General features: G+C 34.8%; 13 protein-coding genes. 7 read left to right on the top strand and 6 right to left on the bottom strand.

The genetic code is table 11. From position 1 onward, the window contains the following. Positions 1 to 18 precede the first annotated feature (18 nt). The gene (locus AC1DVP_RS10785) at positions 19 to 1,074 is read left to right on the top strand and encodes a serine hydrolase domain-containing protein (protein WP_477183477.1); all 1,056 of its coding nucleotides are present in this window, start codon (positions 19 to 21) and stop codon (positions 1,072 to 1,074) included. Between the two features lie 310 nt (positions 1,075 to 1,384). Here AC1DVP_RS10785 and purU read toward each other — a convergent pair whose 3' ends face one another. Then, positions 1,385 to 2,239: a formyltetrahydrofolate deformylase gene (gene purU, locus AC1DVP_RS10780; RefSeq protein WP_477183476.1), complete on the bottom strand. Its 855-nt coding sequence runs from the start codon at positions 2,237 to 2,239 to the stop codon at positions 1,385 to 1,387. Positions 2,240 to 2,566: 327 nt separating this feature from the next. Between purU and AC1DVP_RS10775 the strand changes: the two genes are divergently transcribed. Both AC1DVP_RS10775 and AC1DVP_RS10770 read left to right on the top strand, forming a co-directional pair. Further along, positions 2,567 to 6,034 carry a methylmalonyl-CoA mutase family protein gene (locus tag AC1DVP_RS10775; RefSeq protein ID WP_477183475.1) on the top strand — a complete coding sequence of 1,156 codons (3,468 nt, stop codon included), beginning with the start codon at positions 2,567 to 2,569 and terminating at the stop codon, positions 6,032 to 6,034. A 160-nt stretch (positions 6,035 to 6,194) separates the two neighbouring features. Next, positions 6,195 to 7,775 (top strand): T9SS type A sorting domain-containing protein, encoded by a 1,581-nt coding sequence (locus tag AC1DVP_RS10770; protein ID WP_477183474.1) that lies wholly within the window; start codon positions 6,195 to 6,197, stop codon positions 7,773 to 7,775. Between the two features lie 136 nt (positions 7,776 to 7,911). Here AC1DVP_RS10770 and AC1DVP_RS10765 read toward each other — a convergent pair whose 3' ends face one another. Next, positions 7,912 to 8,283 carry a DUF3244 domain-containing protein gene (locus tag AC1DVP_RS10765; RefSeq protein WP_477183473.1) on the bottom strand — a complete coding sequence of 124 codons (372 nt, stop codon included), beginning with the start codon at positions 8,281 to 8,283 and terminating at the stop codon, positions 7,912 to 7,914. Positions 8,284 to 8,473: 190 nt separating this feature from the next. On the opposite strand from AC1DVP_RS10765, the gene AC1DVP_RS10760 reads away from it, so the two are divergent. The 3 genes from AC1DVP_RS10760 (at position 8,474) to AC1DVP_RS10750 (ending at position 11,100) form a co-directional block, all read left to right on the top strand. After that, positions 8,474 to 9,346, top strand: coding sequence for an AraC family transcriptional regulator (locus tag AC1DVP_RS10760; RefSeq protein WP_477183472.1), 873 nt, complete (start codon positions 8,474 to 8,476; stop codon positions 9,344 to 9,346). 205 nt (positions 9,347 to 9,551) lie between these two features. Then, on the top strand, positions 9,552 to 10,418 hold the full coding sequence (locus AC1DVP_RS10755) for an alpha/beta hydrolase (RefSeq protein WP_477183471.1): 867 nt from the start codon (positions 9,552 to 9,554) through the stop codon (positions 10,416 to 10,418). Positions 10,419 to 10,584: 166 nt separating this feature from the next. Continuing rightward, positions 10,585 to 11,100, top strand: coding sequence for a hypothetical protein (locus AC1DVP_RS10750; RefSeq protein WP_477183470.1), 516 nt, complete (start codon positions 10,585 to 10,587; stop codon positions 11,098 to 11,100). A 74-nt stretch (positions 11,101 to 11,174) separates the two neighbouring features. Here AC1DVP_RS10750 and AC1DVP_RS10745 read toward each other — a convergent pair whose 3' ends face one another. The 3 genes from AC1DVP_RS10745 to AC1DVP_RS10735 all read right to left on the bottom strand — a co-directional run bounded on the left by AC1DVP_RS10745 (position 11,175) and on the right by AC1DVP_RS10735 (position 15,280). Then, complete coding sequence (locus tag AC1DVP_RS10745) at positions 11,175 to 12,998, bottom strand: T9SS type A sorting domain-containing protein (protein ID WP_477183469.1); 1,824 nt, start codon at positions 12,996 to 12,998, stop codon at positions 11,175 to 11,177. Between the two features lie 188 nt (positions 12,999 to 13,186). After that, on the bottom strand, positions 13,187 to 14,134 hold the full coding sequence (locus tag AC1DVP_RS10740) for a TerC/Alx family metal homeostasis membrane protein (protein ID WP_477183468.1): 948 nt from the start codon (positions 14,132 to 14,134) through the stop codon (positions 13,187 to 13,189). 132 nt (positions 14,135 to 14,266) lie between these two features. Next, complete coding sequence (locus tag AC1DVP_RS10735) at positions 14,267 to 15,280, bottom strand: glutamine synthetase beta-grasp domain-containing protein (RefSeq protein ID WP_477183467.1); 1,014 nt, start codon at positions 15,278 to 15,280, stop codon at positions 14,267 to 14,269. Positions 15,281 to 15,653: 373 nt separating this feature from the next. On the opposite strand from AC1DVP_RS10735, the gene AC1DVP_RS10730 reads away from it, so the two are divergent. Next, on the top strand, positions 15,654 to 17,843 hold the full coding sequence (locus AC1DVP_RS10730; protein WP_477183466.1) for a glutamine synthetase III family protein: 2,190 nt from the start codon (positions 15,654 to 15,656) through the stop codon (positions 17,841 to 17,843). A 174-nt stretch (positions 17,844 to 18,017) separates the two neighbouring features. Here AC1DVP_RS10730 and AC1DVP_RS10725 read toward each other — a convergent pair. Next, the coding region (locus AC1DVP_RS10725) for a T9SS type A sorting domain-containing protein (protein ID WP_477183465.1) at positions 18,018 to 20,821 on the bottom strand (2,804 nt) is incomplete at its 5' end.

Below are 20,821 nucleotides of genomic sequence, written 5' to 3'. Positions count from 1 at the left end.
AACCAATAATCATATCCAATGAAATATCTATTTTTATCAATAACCATACTTTTTTCGCTTTCGGCTATAAAGATACAGGCACAAGGGGAACACAATAAAAAGATCGACAGCTACATTGCTCAAGTTCAAAAACAATACAATATTCCAGGTTTGGCATTAGCTGTAATTAAGAATGGGCAAATTGTTCATAGAAAATATTATGGTCTTGCCAATATAGAAATGGCAGTACCAGTAACTGACAAAACTTTATTTCCATTATTTTCTACAACAAAAGTAATGTCTGTAGTAGCTGTTCATCAGTTAATTGAGCAAAAAAAGCTATCCATGGATAATCATATCTCAGATTTTTTAGATGATTTGCCTACTAATTGGAAAGAAATAAAAATAAAAAATCTCCTCACTCATTCTTCAGGATTACCAGACATTGTTAATTATACAATTGATAAAGAGGAAGATGCCAAACAAAAAGTATATAAGGATACCTTGAAATTTGCTCCAGGAAAACAATTTGACTATAATCAAACCAACTACTGGCTTTTAAACCGAATATTTCAAAAAGTAATTGGAAAAACTTTGAGTGAATATATAATTACAACACAATTTCCAACTTCTTTAAAATCGGTTGTTTTTGAAGGTAATAATCTGAAAGTAGTCGAAAATTTAAGCTATGGTTATGTAAATACAGTAAACAGCGATCAGTTTTTGAAAAGAAATTGGAATTTTCCTGAATATGAGTATGGAGCCGCAGCTCTAAACATGACATTGAATTCATTTATCGAGTGGAATGAGAAATTTGACAATAACGAATTTATCTCTGAGAAAACGAAGACACAATTATTTACTCCCTTCAATTATGAGGTAAAAAGAGATTTTACTTATGGCTTAGATTTAATAAAGTTAAATGGGAAATCATCTTATGGTTTTTCAGGCGGTGTATCAACGGCATATAGAAAATTTCCTGATGAAAAAACAACTATTATACTGTTGGCCAATGGAATGTTTATACCAACTGAGAAATTGGGAGGAATTAATGAAATAGTCAATACTATTGAAAAATTGTACAGAAAAAATTAATAGAGCCTGCGTGAGCTATGATGGATTAATGCCCAGTGATATAATTTTTAGTTTGAATTTGAAAGAGAGTAAATCGCTTTATTATTTTTTTATAGGTCAATTCAATATTAAAAGAAAAATTTAAAGTTCAGTTGTTAGGATGGTATTTGGGAGACAAATTTTCATTAGGCGAATCGGTGAGTAATTGAGTTATGTAAATGATTCACGTTTTGTATGGCGAAGAATCATATAAAAAAATCTGCTGAATTTGAGTAAAATAATAATGCATAGATTTGTTTGATTGATAAAAAAAATAGAGCGGTTGTGTTTCCTAAGAAAACACAACCGTTTTATTATTGTACACCATCGTTTTTCTTTCGGCATGTAATTTTATGGCTCTCGCTAGTACGATACGTTCCAAATCGCGCCCTTTCATGATAAAATCTTCTATAGAGTGGCTGTGGGAAACCCTCGAAATGTCTTGTTCAATGATGGGGCCTTCGTCTAACTCTTCGGTAACATAATGGCTTGTGGCACCTATAATTTTTACGCCGCGCTTGAAAGCTGAGTGATATGGTTTTGCTCCAGGGAATGCCGGCAGGAAAGAGTGGTGGATATTGATGATTCTATTTTTGTAAAGTGATATCAAATTTGGAGTAATAATCTGCATATAGCGGGCCAAAACTATAAAATCAATATCAAATTTTTTTAATAATTCAATCTGAGCCTTTTCACCCTCTTCTTTGCTGTCTTTTGTAAAAGGAACATGATAAAACGGAATGCCAAAACGCTCGGCAATTGGTTTTAAATCTTCATGATTACTTATGATTAAAGGGATTTCAAGAGGCAGTTCACCAGCGCAGTAACGCCCTAATATGTCATACAGGCAGTGATCGTATTTTGATATAAACAATGCCATTTTTGGTTTTTGATCCTGAGGATACATTGCCCAATTCATATTGAAAGGAGTGGCAAGATTGTCTTGAAAGTGACTTTTAATAGATTCAATATTCCAATTGACTTTGCTAAACTCACATTCTAAACGCATAAAAAACACATTTTCATCAGCGTCAACATGTTGGTCTAAGTAAATAATATTTCCATCAATCGAAGCTATATAATTCGTCACCGAAGCAACAATCGCTTTTTTATCTTCACAATGGATAAGTATGGTAATTCTTTGCATTTGTTTTAAATTTTCTAAAATAATTAGGAGTAATTCCTATGAGTTTTTGAATAATGATTAACGATTTCTGATATTAGATTTTGTACTGTTAAGCTTAAAGATTGTTGGTTTTACGAGTTTTATAACTTCAAAAATCAAATATCGTTAATCAAAAATCTTAAATCATTTTTATCAGGGTTAAATCTCGAAAATACCAATTTTTTATCAAAACAGCCTTGTTTTATTAAGAAAAAACAATGTTATCATATTTTATGTTTTATGTTATTTTTAATGATTTTTATTTTAAAATTTATGTAAATTGCACCATTAAATTATCATATTCATAAAATGGAATTAATTAAGCCGTACATGCCCGTAAATAAAGTCCGAATCGTAACTGCCGCATCTCTCTTTGATGGTCACGATGCAGCGATAAATATAATGAGAAGGATCATTCAGTCCACAGGAGTTGAGGTAATTCATCTAGGTCATGACAGAAGTGTAGAAGAAGTGGTGAACACCGCCATTCAAGAAGATGCTAATGCTATTGCCATGACTTCCTATCAGGGAGGGCACAATGAATATTTTAAATACATGTATGATCTGCTTCAGGAGAAAGGGGCAGGGCATATCAAGATTTTCGGCGGAGGCGGAGGCGTAATCCTGCCATCGGAAATAGCTGAACTGCAGGCTTACGGAATTACCAGAATTTATGCTCCAGATGATGGTCGTGCAATGGGACTGCAGGGAATGATAAATGATTTGGTTGAGCGTTCTGATGTAATCCCCCCAGCCCCCGAAGGGGGAGCTTCTCAAATTGTCATTGATTTACAAAATAAAGAAATTAACACGATTGCAAGATTAATTTCATTAGCTGAAAATAATCCTGATGAATTTCATAAAGTATTTCCGCAATCATCAGTTGCTCCCCCATCGGGGGCGGGGGGGACTCCAGTTCTCGGAATTACAGGAACTGGAGGAGCAGGAAAATCATCATTAGTAGACGAATTGGTACGTCGTTTTTTAATCGATTTTCCAGAAAAAACCATTGGATTAATTTCTGTAGATCCTTCGAAACGCAAAACAGGCGGTGCATTGCTGGGTGACAGAATCCGTATGAATGCGATAAATAATCCTAGAGTTTATATGCGCTCATTGGCTACGCGCCAATCTAACTTGGCTCTGTCAAAATATGTAGCCGAAGCTATAGAAGTTTTAAAAGCAGCAAAATATGATATCATAATTCTGGAAACTTCGGGTATCGGGCAATCGGATACGGAGATTATGGACCATTCGGATGTTTCTTTATATGTAATGACTCCAGAATTCGGTGCTGCAACCCAATTGGAAAAAATTGACATGCTCGATTTTGCTGATTTAGTTGCCTTGAATAAATTCGACAAACGCGGAGCTTTGGATGCCATCCGTGATGTAAAAAAACAATACCAGCGCAATCATAATCTTTGGGATATAAATCCTGACCAAATGCCGGTTTATGGAACTATTGCTTCTCAATTCAATGATCCCGGGATGAATACGCTGTATAAATCCATTATGGACAAAATCGTTGAGAAAACCAATTCTGATTTGAAATCAACTTTTGAAATCACCCGTGAAATGAGCGAGAAAATCTTTGTGATTCCGCCTCACAGAACGCGTTACTTATCTGAAATAGCCGAAAACAACAGAAAGTATGATACTATAGCCTTAAGTCAGGAGCAGGTAGCTCAAAAATTATACGGAATTTTTAAAACGCTGGAAAGTGTTACCGGAAAAGTTCCTGTAATTAACAAAGCTGGAATTGATGAAGATTCGGTTTTGCCTAGTGCTTTGGAATTGGAAAAACCAGGCGGTGCGGATAATAAAATCTTTTTAAATCTTCTGCTGAATCAATTTGATAAAGTAAAAATGGATTTGGATTCTTACAATTGGGAAATGATTTTGAATTGGGATGAAAAAGTAAGCCAATATAAAAATCCGGAATATATTTTTAAAGTTCGTGACAAAGAAATAAAAATGGCTACGCATACCGAGTCGCTGTCACATTCTCAAATACCAAAAGTAGCAATGCCCAAGTACAAAGCTTGGGGAGATATTTTGCGTTGGTGTCTGCAGGAGAATGTTCCAGGGGAATTTCCTTTTGCTTCTGGTTTGTATCCGTTTAAGCGTGATGGAGAAGATCCTTCCCGTATGTTTGCTGGCGAAGGAGGGCCTGAAAGAACGAACAAACGTTTTCATTATGTAAGTGCGGGATTGCCGGCCAAGAGGCTTTCCACTGCTTTTGACAGTGTAACTTTATATGGCAACGATCCTCACATTAGACCCGATATTTATGGGAAAATTGGAAATGCAGGAGTTTCAATCTGCTGTTTGGATGATGCTAAAAAACTGTATTCAGGATTTGATTTAGTTCATGCAATGACATCTGTAAGTATGACTATTAATGGGCCGGCACCTATGTTACTTGGTTTTTTTATGAATGCAGCTATCGATCAGCAGTGTGAGTATTATATAAAAGAAAATAATCTTGAAGATGAGGTTACTGCTATAATTAACAAAATATATAAAGAGAAAGAAGTAGAGCGTCCGCATTATCAAGGCGATCTGCCTGAAGGGAATAATGGTTTAGGATTGTTTCTTTTAGGAGTGACGGGAGACCAGGTATTGCCTTTGGATATATATGATAAAATAAAAGCCAAAACGCTCAAAAAAGTCAGAGGAACAGTTCAAGCGGATATTCTAAAAGAAGATCAAGCCCAAAACACCTGTATTTTTTCTACTGAATTTGCATTGAGGCTGATGGGTGATGTTCAGGAATATTTTATTGCCCAAAATGTTAGAAACTTTTATTCAGTATCTATTTCTGGCTATCATATTGCTGAGGCTGGCGCTAATCCAATTACGCAATTAGCTTTCACGCTTTCAAACGGTTTCACTTATGTAGAATATTATTTGAGCCGAGGAATGGATATCAATGATTTTGGGCCAAATTTATCGTTCTTTTTCTCCAATGGTGTCGATCCGGAATATGCAGTAATAGGCCGTGTAGCCAGAAAAATTTGGGCGAAAGCCATGAAAAATAAATACGGAGCCAATGAAAGAGCCCAGATGCTGAAATATCATATTCAGACTTCGGGACGTTCTTTGCACGCACAGGAAATAGATTTCAATGATATTCGTACAACGCTGCAGGCTTTATATGCAATATATGACAACTGTAATTCCCTGCATACGAATGCTTATGACGAAGCTATTACAACGCCAACAGAAGAATCTGTGCGAAGAGCAATGGCGATTCAGCTGATTATTAATAAAGAGTTAGGTTTGGCCAAAAATGAAAATCCGATTCAAGGTTCATTCATTATTGAAGAATTAACCGACTTAGTTGAAGAAGCCGTTTTGCAGGAATTTGACCGAATCACAGAGCGTGGCGGAGTGCTTGGCGCAATGGAAACGATGTATCAGCGGTCTAAAATTCAAGAGGAAAGCCTGTACTACGAAACATTGAAACACACTGGCGAATTTCCAATTGTAGGCGTAAATACATTCTTGAGTTCAAAAGGTTCTCCAACAGTAATTCCAGCCGAAGTAATTCGTGCAACTGAAGAAGAAAAACAATATCAAATTACTATGCTGGATAATCTCCATCAATGTCATGCCGATTTGGTAAAAGAGCATTTAGGCACGCTTCAGGAAGCGGCAGTCAAAGGAAATAATTTATTTGAGCATTTGATGGAAGCAACAAAAGTTTGTTCATTGGGACAAATTACAGAAGCTTTATTTGAAGTTGGTGGGCAGTATAGAAGGAATATGTAGGTTTTAATTCATGATATTTAAAACATGTTTATTGGTTTTTAAAATTGCTAAATGTATTTTTAACAGGTTTTTTGTGAATAAAAAATAAATCAACATTTGAATTTTTTTATATTTACATTATAGTAAAAAAACTATAAGATAGACTACAAATTACACTTTAATGAAAATAAAACTACTTTTATTTATTCTGATGTTGGTCGGAAAAATTAACGCTCAACAAAAAATTCATTCTTTTTCAAATACTCCAGGAGGATTTATTACATTTAATGGTAATATTTTCTTTTTGGGTATTCAGGAAGATTCTAGTCCTAAGATATGGAAAAGCGACGGAACTTCTGCTAATACATCTATCCTTAAAGATGTCTATTTACCCAAAGATGGTGGAGGTGCTCAAGATTTGTTGCCAAATAGTACTGCAATTTTAAATGGTAAACTATTTTTTATTGGAACTGATGGAAATTCTGTTGGTGAAATTTGGAAAACAGACGGAACGCCAAGCGGAACAGTAAAAGTTACTAATTTCCTAAACAGCAAAATTCAAAAGCTTACAGCTGTTGGAACTTCTATTTATTTTTTATTGCAAACGGATTACGTATTACAGGTTTGGAAAACAAATGGTACTTCGGATGGTACGATATTAGTCAAAGATAATCTGCCTATTTGGAATAGGCCAACTTTTCAGGGCAAGTGCAACAATACTTTTATGTTTACTTTCCAGGCATACGGAAGTAATGATTCAAAAGTTTGGAGAAGTGATGGAACTTCAGATGGCACATTTCCTATAACTGAGGAAATAGATGGTAATGGGTCTGGTCCTGGAGGAACATCAGCATTAACTCAATATATAGAAAATGGTAATAAATTATATTTTGTTAGCAGGAATTATTTATTTGAAACAGACGGAACTCTTGAAAAGACAAAAACGATAGCAAATATTCGTGGTATGTATAATCGTTTATTAAGTTATAGTGATGTAATTTCAGTTAATAATGATCTTTATTTTATGTTTTTTTCTGCAGACGATTTAGAACTAAAAATCTGGAAATTTGATTTAATAAAGAATAATTACTCTGTGATCTATACAAATTATGGTTCTAAATATTTTTATCCTTCTGCTTTTGTAAAAACTGATAATTCTTTGCTTTTCAGCGGATCAAATAATACAGGTGGCACTTCGTTATTGTCTATGGATTTAAGCGATTATAAGGTAACACATTTAAAAGAATTATCTCCTAGCGTAGTAAAACCTTTTATATTCGTTGGGTATTTTGATGCTGCTACAATTAGTAGAATTAACAATGACGAATATTTTATTTCATCAGCAGTTAATGAAAAGTATGAAAAAAAGGGATGGATTTTAAATTATGCTTTACAAACAGTAGAAAATATTAGCTCATTAGATAATGTATTTAGTTCAATCGTTTATAAAGATAATTTGTATTATGGAAAAGATAATATTTTCTGGAAATATGCAAACAATCTCAATACATTATCAATTGACAATAAACCATTTTTATCACTATACCCAAATCCTTCAGATGATTTTATACAAGTGAATAAAAGTAAGAACGATCTTATTGAAAGTATTAATATTTTTGACTTGAATGGGAGATTAGTTAGTAATTCATTGGATTTTAAAAATGATAGAATTGAGGTATCTGGGTTAATCCAAGGTGTTTATAATGTTCTGATTAAATTAAGTGATGGTTCACTGGTTAATAAAAAAATAATAAAAAAGTAATTCTTAAGCATTAGGTGGGCAGTATAGATGAAATATGTAATAGTTATTAAGTCTTCTGCAACAATTTCAAACAAAAAAACAGCTCCGGAATGGAGCTATTTTTTTTTGAATTAGTAAGACCTGAAAAATAATCTGCTTAGTTAGCAGCGATACTTTGGTCTTCAATTGATTTTCTTGATAAAGTTGATACTTCTTTTGTAACAACAATTTCATGAGTTACTTTTTTAGAATTAGTTACCACTTCTAAAAAGTAAGTTCCTTCTGGAAATTCTTCTAAGCTGTATGTCTTTAAAATACCTTCTTTTCCAGTAACTGTTTCAGAGTAGATAATGTTATGAAATCTGTCTGTAATAGTCACATTTGCTCTTTGAAGCTGATTTATGGCAAAGCTAATTTCTTTTCCGTTACCTTTTTTTACGTTTAGTAAAATATCACCGTTGATTGCATAAGTACTCATTGTTGTCATGGCAACTAGTACTGCTAAACTAAGTTTTAAGATTGTTTTCATAATGTATTGTTTTTAAAATTTATTGGTTTAAATTTCTATTACAAATGTAGAAGGATAATCGATTGCATGACACAACAGGATTTTCCAATTTATATGTTATTTTAACTTTACGAAAACGTTGTATGTTAAAAAATGACAATTTAAGATAGTTTTGTGGTAAATTTGAGTAAGTTTTTAAAAAAAGGTTATTATGAAAAAAATAAGCCCGACACTTGAAATGATTACCCCTTCTTTTGGAAGTTCATTTACTTTTTCCAAATATGTGGAAAATGCAAATTGTAAATCGGATTTATGGCATTACCATCCCGAAATAGAATTGGTTTTTGTAAACGGAGGTTCAGGAAAAAGACAAATAGGGAGTCATATCTCCTATTATTCAGATGGTGATTTGGTGCTTATAGGAAGTAATCTGCCTCATTGTGGATTCACAAACGAGGAAACAGGCAATAAGAATGAAACCGTAATTCATATGCGCCCTGATTTTTTAGGTGATGATTTTTTGAATTTTCCTGAGTTGAAAAATATTCAGCAGCTTTTGAATAAAGCAAAAGGCGGTATTGCTTTTGGCTCCGAAACCAAGAAGTTAATTGCGGGCATGATGGAAGATATGGAAAAACAATCGGCTTTTGATAGGTTGTTAAGAATGATCCGTATTTTGAATACTTTGGAAACAAATAATGAATACACCATCTTGAATGCTGATGGTTTTGCACTTGAGCTGCAGGTTCAGGACAATGATCGGATCAATGTGGTTTTTAATTATGTTAAAGATAATTTTCAAGAGCCTATTCAGCTGGATACTGTTTCTAATATGGTGAGCATGACCACTCCTTCATTTTGCAGGTATTTTAAAAAAATAACCAACAAGACATTTACTGCTTTTGTGAATGATTATCGTTTGGTGCACGCATCAAAACTCTTGTCTGAAAACACTAAGAGTATCACCGAAATTAGTTATGAAAGCGGATTTAATAATTTTAGTCATTTTAATAAATCATTTAAGGCTTTCACAGGAAAAAGTGCCTCGCAATACAGACATGAATTAAAGTCTTTTATAGAATAATATTTCTTTTTGCCGTAAAGTGCGCAAGATTTCGTCTTTTGTTTGTATTTAGCAAGGTTCGAAGAGTATTGCATCCCTTGCATTTTATTTAAAATAATCTGTGGTTATTTTGTTGAACCTGCGTTTGCCTAGAATCATATTGTTAGGTATTCTGTTTTTATTTAGGAAATTGTATATTTACAATTCACCAGTATAAAATAATAATATGAAAAAGTTGCTTATTGTATGTATTGTATTTTTATTAGGCAATACCATTTTATCTTTTGCATCAACGGTTGATACTTTGCAGATTCCGAGTATAGCAATGAATAAAACCTATAAGACAGCAGTAGTATTGCCCAATTCATATGCTAAAGGAAAAGCAGTTTATCCCGTGCTTTATCTTTTACATGGAGCTTACGGACATTTCTCGGATTGGCTGTCAAGTACGCCTAATAAAGCTACAGTTAAAAATTTGGCCGACCAGTATAATATAATAATTGTAATGCCGGAAGGTGAAATATTCAGTTTTTATCTTGACAGTCCTGTGAATAAAGAGAGTCAGTTCGAAACGTATATCACCCAGGAAGTAATACAAAAGATTGATAAAACCTATCGGACTGTTAATGATAAAAAAGGACGTGTCATTGCTGGACTTTCTATGGGAGGGCATGGCGCTCTGTACCTTTCGGCTAGACATCCCGAATTGTTTTGCGCCGCAGGAAGCATGAGTGGAGCTGTAGATATGGGGACAATGTTAAGCAGGGAGCCTAATGACCAGGTTATAAAACTAATGCAGCCTGTTTTTGGTGATCAAAGCAATAAACCTGATTTATACGCACAAAACGCAGTGATAGGAATGGTTGATAAAATTAAAGCCAATAAACTAGCATTAATTATTGATTGCGGTGTTGATGATTTCCTGATTGAACCCAATAGAGAACTGCATAGGAGGTTAGTATATAGTAAGGTTTCTCATGATTACACTGAGCGTCCGGGAGCACACACTTGGGAATATTGGGAAAATGCATTGCCGTATCAGGTACTGTTTTTTAGTAAAGTTTTTAAAAGCAATGGTGCTTTGGTTAATTAAAAAAGACGCTTTCAATTTGATTTTATTGATTGATGCATAATTTATGAACTTTTTTTGAGTTATAGTTAATGCATATATAATTGATTTTTTTGAATGAAATTTCAATAAATAATTTTTTTGGCTTGATTTTTGAAATACCTTTATTGAACTTTAAAATTTAAATAAGATGAAAAAAATAATTACACTTTTGGCGGTTGTCGGTTTAATTGCATTTTCTAGTTGTACAACTAATAGTGATGATGTAGATAATGATACAATTGCAACAACCTATGAGAATAAGATTCCTTATGATTTTGTTCCTAGTAATAATCCTAATAGTAATTTTAGAGCAAGATTTAATTTCCCAACACGTATATATGATTCAGATATGGTTTTAGTATATCGTTTGGGTGGAAAAGATTCTAATAATAGGGATGTATGGGAGTTCTTACCAGAAACATATTATTTTGATGATGATACTAGAAGTTTTACATTTAATTATAATTTTACTAATTCTTATGTAGATGTTTATTTGGAAGGCAATAATCTTACTGATGTTATAGAAAGTTTCAGATTTGACCAAATTTTCAGATTTGTTGTTGTTCCAGCTAATCTTGTTATAGCGGTTGACAAAAATAATTATTTAGAAGTGATGAAAGTTTTGAATTTGGATGAAAGCAAAATACAGCAGGTACAACTCTAAGAGTTAATTATGAAATATATATAAAAAAAAAAGGAAATCGTTAGATTTCCTTTTTTTTTATGCCTAACTTAATATTAATTTTTTATAAATGTTTTCTGAGCAATATTGATACCATTATATTCAATTTTGATAATATAAGTTCCTGTTATTAAATTTGAAACATTAATGTTTATTAAATTTGGATTTATAATGGAGAAATTATTTGAACTTACCACCATGCCCATAATATTAATAATACTTATTTTAGCTTGTGAAATATCTAAGGTGTTATCCTCAATATTGAGGATTGAAGTTGTTGGATTTGGATAAATTTTCGTGCTTTCTGGATTTGAGCTTCCAGTTAGAGCGACTTCATTACTGTAACTAGATAGTGATCCATTAATCCATTTATTATCGAAAACTGTATAGTTGATTTTAGTAATTCTTCTATAATTATAATTTGATTCAAGTATAAAACTGGCTTGGCCTCTGCGTCCAGAATTATTAGCGACTACTTTTATAGAAGATGGAAGATAATCTTTAGATGTTGCTCCCGAGATATCTAACCAAGATCCTGTGCTTCGACCAATTGACTGACTTTGCCATTGATATGAAATGGATGTTATATAGAAATCTTTTCCTGTAATATTTGTATCTTCGATGATTGGAGTTGAACCAATGATTGTTTTCGGGCTTTCAAATTCGGTGAGGGATGTTATTTTTAAGTTTTGATCGCAACAAATAGTATTGTTGTTCCCCATTCCTCTAATCAAAACTTTTATTGGTTCACTTGCATTAGTTATGTTTTTATAAATTGCAATTCTCCTTATTAAATAATAAGTGTCTTCCAAATTTGATTTTTCAGAAGGATTTTCAAAATTTAATTCTGAAGAATTTTCATTAATTAGAGTATTCCACGTTCTAAAACCAGAGAGATTTGTATTTGTTGTAGTATATTCCCATTTGTAGCTCTCTACGTTTGCACCAGGGTCTCTAGGTTGGGGAGTATAAAAAGGGTTTTCTAAAATTTTTAAGTTTACCGTTGTTGATCTACTCCCATAAATATTCAATTTTTTCACATTTGATAATTCAATAAAGCCATTAGAATTTACTGGTTCATTGGTGTAAATTGTGTTATTTAGTATTGGTGTCGGTACAACAGTAATTGTTACAGTATTGCTTTTATTGGGTAAGTTAGTACTAGAGTTGTATCCTAAGCTTCTTGTAATTGTGATGTTTTTAAGTTCAGTTGTATAATCGAAATTTAAGGTTTTATTAATATGATCTATATCAAATTGTAGGCTACTGTTGATGCTGAATGAGCTGTTTATACCATAACCATAATTTTCATATGGATTTGCATATTGTGAACCAACTATTGGAGCTGGTTTGTCACCAAGTCTTACTGTTTGGTTACAGCATAAAGTATTTGCTATGTTTGCTGGGTTTGGCGCATCGGCAGGTATTCCACCTCCTCCAGTACTGCTTGATTGTCTTATAACAGAAATGGGGTCGCTTTTATATATTGTACCAGAATAAGTTTTATACTCTGCATAAATAATACCACCACTAGGATCGAAATTTGAAAATTCTAATGAAATGTTAAAACTTCTTTCTGCTGATGTGTTTCCTAAAAAAAGTAGCCCTCCACCGTTGCCTCCTGTGGGGGAAATGGCTGAAGATGAGGCGCTTTTTTGATAATAAATATCAATAGAGCCAGGATTGCTATCACTTGGTGCAGTTTTTAATGCTACTTTAACAGATAATGTAACGGTTGAGCTATTAACAGAGCCCAAATTGATTGGTCCGGTACTTACATTTGCCCCATTTACCGTTGTCGGCGTTAGTGTAACTTTTTGTCCTACTGCTAATAAATTGGTAAGTAATAAAAGAATTAAATAAAGATAATTTTTTTTCATAATGTTTGCTTTTTTTGATGAATTAATCATTGGTGTAAAAATATTATAATTTTTTATTTTGTACTAAAAATTATCTAAATTAATATAAGATTTTTATACTGAATTATTTTATGATAAATTCAAAGCCTATTATAACAAAAAAGGGAAATCATTTCGATTTCCCTTTTTTGTTATAATAATTGACTAATTTATTCTTTCTCTTTTTTGCTGATTTGTAAGGAAACAATAACTCCAATGATAAGTGATAAAGCTATAAATCCAAGTGAAGCCCATTCTGGAATTTCTATGTAATCTTTAAGCAGCATTTTTAGTCCAACAAAAGTTAAAATAGCAATTAGGCTATATTCTAAATAGCTGAATTTTTCCAGCATGTGAGCTAAGAAGAAATACATTGAACGCAATCCCAGGATGGCAAAAATATTGGAACTAAATACTAAAAAAGGATCTGAGGTAATGGCTAAAATTGCAGGAACACTATCTAAAGCAAAAACAACATCCATAACTTCAATGACTATTAGCGCTACAAATAAAGGCGTGGCAAATATTTTGTTGTCTGTTTTTAGAAAGAAATTTTCTTTTTCCGTGTGATTGGTAATTGGAATTATTTTTCCTAATAACCTGTAAATTAAGGAGTTTTTAGGTTTGAATTCTTCATCTTCTTTGGTGAATAACATTTTTATAGCCGTGAAAATCAGGAATACACCAAATAAGTAGGTTGTCCAAGTGAATTTATTGATGATTATTACGCCAAAATAAATCATTAAACCTCTAAAAACAATTGCGCCTAATATCCCCCAAAATAGTACTCGATGCTGGTATTTTTTTGGTATTTTGAAAGAGGAAAAAATGATGGCAATGATAAATATATTATCCACGCTTAACGATAATTCAATTAAATACCCTGTAAGGTATTTTATTGATGCGGTCATTGGTTTTAATCCGTCCGGGTTTTCGATGTAATTATTGCTGTACAGCCAATAAATCACTCCTGAAAACAGAAAAGATATTGTTACAAATGCAGCTGTCCATTTACTGGCTTCTTTAGCGCCAATAACGTGCGGGTTTTTGTTGAAAATGCCTAAATCCAGCGCAAGAAATAGTACAATAGCGGATAAAAATACAATCCAGACAATCATAAGGGGATAGTTTATATTTAGGCAAAGATACTTTTTTTGGATTATACAAGTTAGATATAAATAAGGATAAAATTTGATATAAAAAAAGTGCCTTTGGTTAGAAAGGCACTTTTGGGTTTATTTTGGTTATGATTACAAAGCTGAATTAACAGTTTTGATAATTCTTGCCGCAATTTTGTATGGATCACCGTTAGATGCTGGTCTTCTATCTTCCAACCATCCTTTCCATCCTCTTTGAACAGTCATTAATGGAATACGGATTGAACATCCTCTGTCTGATACTCCATAAGAGAAATCGTGGATAGAAGCAGTTTCATGCTTACCAGTTAAACGTTGGTCGTTGTAAGCTCCATAAACAGCAATGTGCTCAGCAGTTACTGGACGGAAAGCCTCACAGATTTTCTCATAAATTTCTTGAGAACCACATGTTCTTAATACATTGTTAGAGAAGTTAGCGTGCATTCCAGAACCATTCCAGTCAGTATCTCCTAGTGGTTTTGGGTGGTACTCGATGTAGTAACCGTATTTCTCAGTCAAACGGTCTAATAAATATCTTGCAACCCAGATTTCATCACCTGCTTTTTTAGCTCCTTGTGCAAACAATTGAAATTCCCATTGTCCACAAGCAACCTCTTGATTTATTCCTTCAAAGTTGATTCCTGCAGCGATACATAAATCAGCATGCTCTTCAACTAATTTTCTTCCGTGTGTATTTTTACCACCTACTGAGCAATAGTACATTCCTTGTGGTGCTGGATAACCTCCAATTGGGAAACCTAATGGCAATAAAGTTTTAGTGTCCATGATGAAATACTCTTGTTCGAAACCAAACCAGAAATCTCCGTCATCTTCGATAGTTGCTCTACCGTTTGATGGGTGAGGAGTACCATCTGCATTCATAACTTCAGTCATTACTAAGTAACCGTTGATACGAGTTGGATCTGGGTAGATAGCAACTGGTACTAATAAACAGTCAGATGAACCGCCTTCAGCTTGTCTGGTTGATGAACCGTCAAAAGACCAGTTTCCGATTTCTGCTAATGTTCCTTGAAAATTTTCGTGTTCTTCAACTTTAGTTTTACTTCTCAAGTTTTGTGTTGGCTCGTATCCGTCTAACCAAAGGTATTCTAATTTAATTTTAGCCATAATAATATAATTTATTTTTTTTTGTTTTTTCTGATGCAAATATAAAATAATTTGCTCATGTCGTAAAATTGGGGGGTGCTTTTTATATAGGTGTTTTTAATTTTTGATATTACTGCATTTTAGGAGGGGTATAATTGGAAAATTATAATTTTAGAGGGGTATAATAAATAAATTCGTAATGTGTATTTTTTGGATATTAAATTTTAATTAAGAATTTTATTACTCTAATTTGGAATTTAAGCCGTTGAAGCATTTTTTTTGTATTATATCTGATCAAATTTATTCGCTAATGCTGTAATTATTTGTTGGGCAGAATAATTTATATTTGTATATGTTTTTAATTCAATGGGTATTAATTTTTAAGATATAGGATATGTCATCAATTCGTTTTCAGGCTTTAAAAGAAGCTTCTAATAGAAAGTTAATAGATTTTCAGGAATCTGGAAGAAAATCGGAACTTTTTGGTTCCAATGTATTTAATGATAAAGCAATGAAGCAATTTTTGACTTCGGATGCTTTTAAAGCAGTGCAAGGTGCGGTTCAATATGGAAATAAAATAGACAGAAAACTGGCAGATTATATTGCTATGGGGATGAAGGAATGGGCTTTGGCAAAAGGAGTTACGCATTATACTCACTGGTTTCAGCCTCTTACAGGAACTACTGCAGAGAAGCATGATGCTTTTTTTGAAACTTCGTATGACGGAAGCGATCCATTAGAGAAATTTGGCGGTGCTCAATTGGTACAGCAAGAGCCAGATGCCTCGAGTTTTCCACATGGCGGCATCAGAAATACATTTGAGGCACGAGGATATACTGCTTGGGATCCAACTTCTCCGGCATTTATTTTTGGTACGACTTTGTGTATTCCAACTATTTTTATTTCTTATACAGGGGAAGCTTTAGATAATAAAATTCCATTATTAAGAGCTTTATCGGCTATGGATGAGGCGGCTACCGAAGTATGTAAATATTTTGACAAAAATGTAAAGAAAGTTACGGCAACATTGGGCTGGGAACAAGAATACTTTTTAATTGATAAATCCTTAGCAAATTCCCGTCCGGATCTTATTATGACAGGAAGGACTTTATTAGGCCATACTTCTGCCAAAGGACAGCAGCTGGATGATCATTATTTTGGTTCTATTCCTACTCGCGCTTTAACGTATATGAGGGACTTGGAACAGGAATGCATGTTGCTGGGAATACCTGTAAAAACCCGTCATAACGAAGTGGCGCCCAACCAATTTGAATTTGCTCCTATTTTTGAAGAAGCAAATTTGGCCGTAGATCATAACTGTTTATTGATGGATGTTATGCAAAAAGTAGCAGAGCGCCATGATTTGAAAGTATTGCTTCATGAAAAACCATTTAAAGGTGTCAATGGATCAGGAAAACACAATAACTGGTCACTGTCTACAGATACAGGAGTGAACTTGTTGAGTCCAAGTAAAACACCTATGACTAATTTGCAGTTTTTGACATTCTTTATCAACACAATCAAAGCGGTAAATGATTATGAAGCTTTATTGAGAGCATCCATAGCTACTGCCAGCAATGATCATAGATTAGGTGCCAATGAAGCGCCTCCGGCAATTATCTCAGTTTTTATTGGAGAACAGCTGACCAAAGTTCTAGCAGAATTAGAAGGCGTGTCTACGGGGAAATTATCTCCAGAAGAAAAAACAGATTTAAAGCTTAATGTTGTGGGCAAAATCCCAGATGTTCTTTTGGATAATACGGATAGAAACAGAACTTCTCCATTTGCTTTTACGGGTAATAAATTCGAATTCAGAGCTGTGGGTTCGTCTGCAAACTGCTCCAATGCAATGACAACATTAAATACTATTGTTGCTAAACAGCTTAAAGATTTTAAAAACGAAGTGGATATCTTGATCGAGTCTAAAGACATGAAAAAAGACGACGCTATTTTTAATGTACTAAGAGAATACATCAAACAGTCTAAAAAAATACTTTTTGAAGGGGATGGCTACAGTGAAGCTTGGCAAAAAGAGGCAGTAAAAAGAGGGTTGAGCAATTTTAAAACTACTCCTGAAGCCTTGAAGGCTAGAGCTTCCAAACAAGCTGTTGATTTATTTGGAGAAATGGGCATTATGAATCAGGTTGAACTGCATGCCCGTTATGAAATTGAATTGGAAGAATACACAAAAAAAATTCAAATTGAAGGAAGGGTTTTAGGAGATATTTCTAAAAATCACGTAATTCCTACTGCCATTAGATATCAAAATACCCTGATAGAAAATGTGAAAGGATTGAAAGATATTTTTGGTTCGGAGTTTGAGTCAATCGCAAAGGAACAAATCATTTTGATCAAAGAGATTTCTGGACATATTGAAGGAATTAATTCTAAAGTAGAAGAGATGACTGAAGAAAGAAAGAAAGCTAATAATTTGACAGATGCACTAGCAATGGCTGAAACGTATTGCAACAATGTAAAGCCTTATTTTGAAATTATTAGAAGCCACTGTGATAAATTAGAGTTATTAGTAGATAATGAATTATGGACTTTGACTAAATACCGAGAATTACTTTTGACAAAGTAATTAGTTATTTATTGTAAAATCAAAAGGCTTTTTTAGGAAAGCCTTTTTTGTTTTCTGTGGTATTTGAATTATTGGTTTTTCCAATGAAGTTCTTTTTCTGAAAGCGAAAAATAGTTAAGCATAAAAAAAGCACCCGCTTGTAACGGGTGCTTCTTGTTTTAAATTAGTTAAATATTATCTGGAAGAAATTACTTTTTTGGTACTGCTTCCTCTGTTGGTAGTTACTTTGACTATATAAACTTCCTCTTGACCTGTATAAGGAATGTTCAGTAAAACTGATTGGCTCAAGTAACCATTAGTGTCGTAGTTTTGTGCTACCACAACGCCTGATATGTTGAATACTTCAATTTTTACATCGGTAACAAAATCAAAATTATAGCTTACTGTGATCTGGTCTTTGAAAGGAACCGGACTGGCAGTAAAAGTTATAGCTTCAGTTGGTGCATCTATCCTTGCAGTTGCATCGGTAGTGCTTGAAATTGAAGCTGTAGGAAGTGTACAATCTCCAGGTAGTGGAGTATTGTCGGAACATCCTGCAACAGCGTTTATACTACCTTCAGTTCCTGCTGCAGGCGAGCCATTAATGTAACCTTGGAAAGAATACTTACTAACTAGATCAGCACCTGAGTAAACGGCACCTTGGAGTGATTTTACATTGTATTTTATAGAAACAATATAAGTGGCTCCAGGGGTGGCTCCAGTCACAACTAGTCTTGCACCGGTACCATTATCTATAAAGCTTGGAGTAAATGGTACGATTATACAACCCGAACTGAACAGACGGATCTGTCMAAGACTATTTTTATCATAACCATGCACTTCAAACAGTTTATTTAAATCACCATCATTGGATTGTTTTATTTCAATTGTAAAGTTAGCTGCAGGGGCAACTACATTTGAATAATAGAAGAACACTCCAGGAATGGCATTAGTCACTTTTTTGCTATTGTTAACAGTTGTACAAACATTTTGCAACTCTGTAACTGTTCCTGTGCTGAAATTACAACAGGTGGTTTGTGTTGGGAAGATATGGCCTCCACAAGCTTGAATTGCTACTGTCAAACAATTGCTGTTAGCAGAACAGGCAACGCCGTTGAGCGTTGAAGTAGCCACTCTACGGAAATTGGTAATCGCTGTTACCGCTGCTGGATCATAAGTTGCAGATGTTGCTCCTTGGATATCTGCCCAAGTACCGTCACATCCAGTTGTGCTCATTTGCCATTGGTAAGAGATTACTCCTGCTCCTGTAGAGCTTCCCGGTGTGGTGCTGGTAAATGCTGCCGCATCAAATGGTGAACAGCCAGTTTGATCTCCAGCGATTGCTCCCGGACTTATAGCATTTGGAGTTACTGTCAAACAATTGCTGTTTGCAGAACAGGCAACGCCATTGAGCGTTGAAGTTGCTACTCTTCGGAAATTAGTAATCACAGATACCGCTCCTGCATCATAAGTTGCAGATGTAGCTCCTTGGATATTTGCCCAAGTGCCGTCACATCCAGTTGTGCTCCATTGCCATTGATAAGAGATTACTCCTCCATTTGCAGTGCTTCCCGGTGTAGTATTGGTAAATGCTGCAGGGTCGAATGGAGTACAGAGTGTTTGATCTCCCGCGATTACGCCAGGGGCAATGTCATTTGGTGTTACTACTAGAACATTACTGTTACCTGCACAATTAACATCAGAAGAAGCGACTCTTCGGAACCAAGTTTTAACTGCTACTGCAGGCGCATCATAAGTTTCAGATGTCGCGCCAAGAATGTTTGCAAAACCGGTTGCTCCGCTTATAATGCTGCTTTGCCATTGGTAGCTAATTGTACCATGGTCAGAACCAGGTGTAACACTGGTAAATGCTGCAGGATCAAAAGGAGAACAAAGTGTTTGGCTTCCTGCAATTTCACCAGGAACTATTCCAGTTGGAGTCACTGTCAAACAATTGCTGTTAGCAGAACAGGCAACGCCGTTGAGCGTTGAAGTAGCCACTCTACGGAAATTGGTAATCTCGGACACCGCTGCTGGATCATAAGTTGCAGATGTTGCTCCTTGGATATTTGCCCAAGTACCGTCACAKCCTGTTGTGCTCATTTGCCATTGGTAAGAGATTACTCCAGCTCCTGTAGTGCTTCCCGGTGTAGTGCTGGTAAAGGCTGCTGCATCAAATGGTGAACAGCCGACTTGATCTCCAGCGATTGCTCCCGGACTTATAGCATTTGGAGTAACTGTCAAACARTTGCTGTTAGCAGAACAGGCAACGCCATTGAGCGTTGAAGTTGCTACTCTTCGGAAATTGGTAATCACAGATACCGCTCCTGCATCATAAGTTGCAGATGTTGCTCCTTGRATATTKGCCCAAGTGCCGTCACATCCAGTTGTGCTCCATTGCCATTGATAAGAGATWACTCCTCCATTTGCAGTGCTTCCCGGTGTGGTATTGGTAAATGCTGCAGGGTCGAATGGAGTACAGAGTGTTTGATCTCCCGCGATTACGCCAGGGGCAATGTCATTTGGTGTTACTACCAAAACATTACTGTTACCTGCACAATTAACATCAGAAGAAGCGACTCTTCGGAACCAAGTTTTAACTGCTACTGCAGGCGCATCATAAGTTTCAGATGTCGCACCAAGAATGTTTGCAAAACCGGTTGCTCCGCTTATAATGCTGCTTTGCCATTGGTAGCTAATTGTACCATGGTCGGAACCAGGTGTAACACTGGTAAATGGTGCAGGATCAAAAGGAGAACAAAGTGTTTGGCTTCCTGCAATTTCACCCGGAACTATTCCGGTTGGAGTCACTGTCAAACAATTGCTGTTAGCAGAACAGGCAACGCCGTTGAGCGTTGAAGTTGCTACTCTTCGGAAATTGGTAATCACTGTTACCGCAGGTGCATCGTAAGTTGGAGATGTTGCTCCTTGGATATTTGCCCAAGTGCCGTCACAGCCTGTTGTGCTCATTTGCCATTGGTAAGAGATTACTCCAGCTC

The organism is Flavobacterium sp. P3_A6, assembly GCF_056403035.1.
The sequence above is the reverse complement of the archived record's forward strand: the minus strand, read 5'-3'. Positions and strand labels throughout refer to the sequence as shown.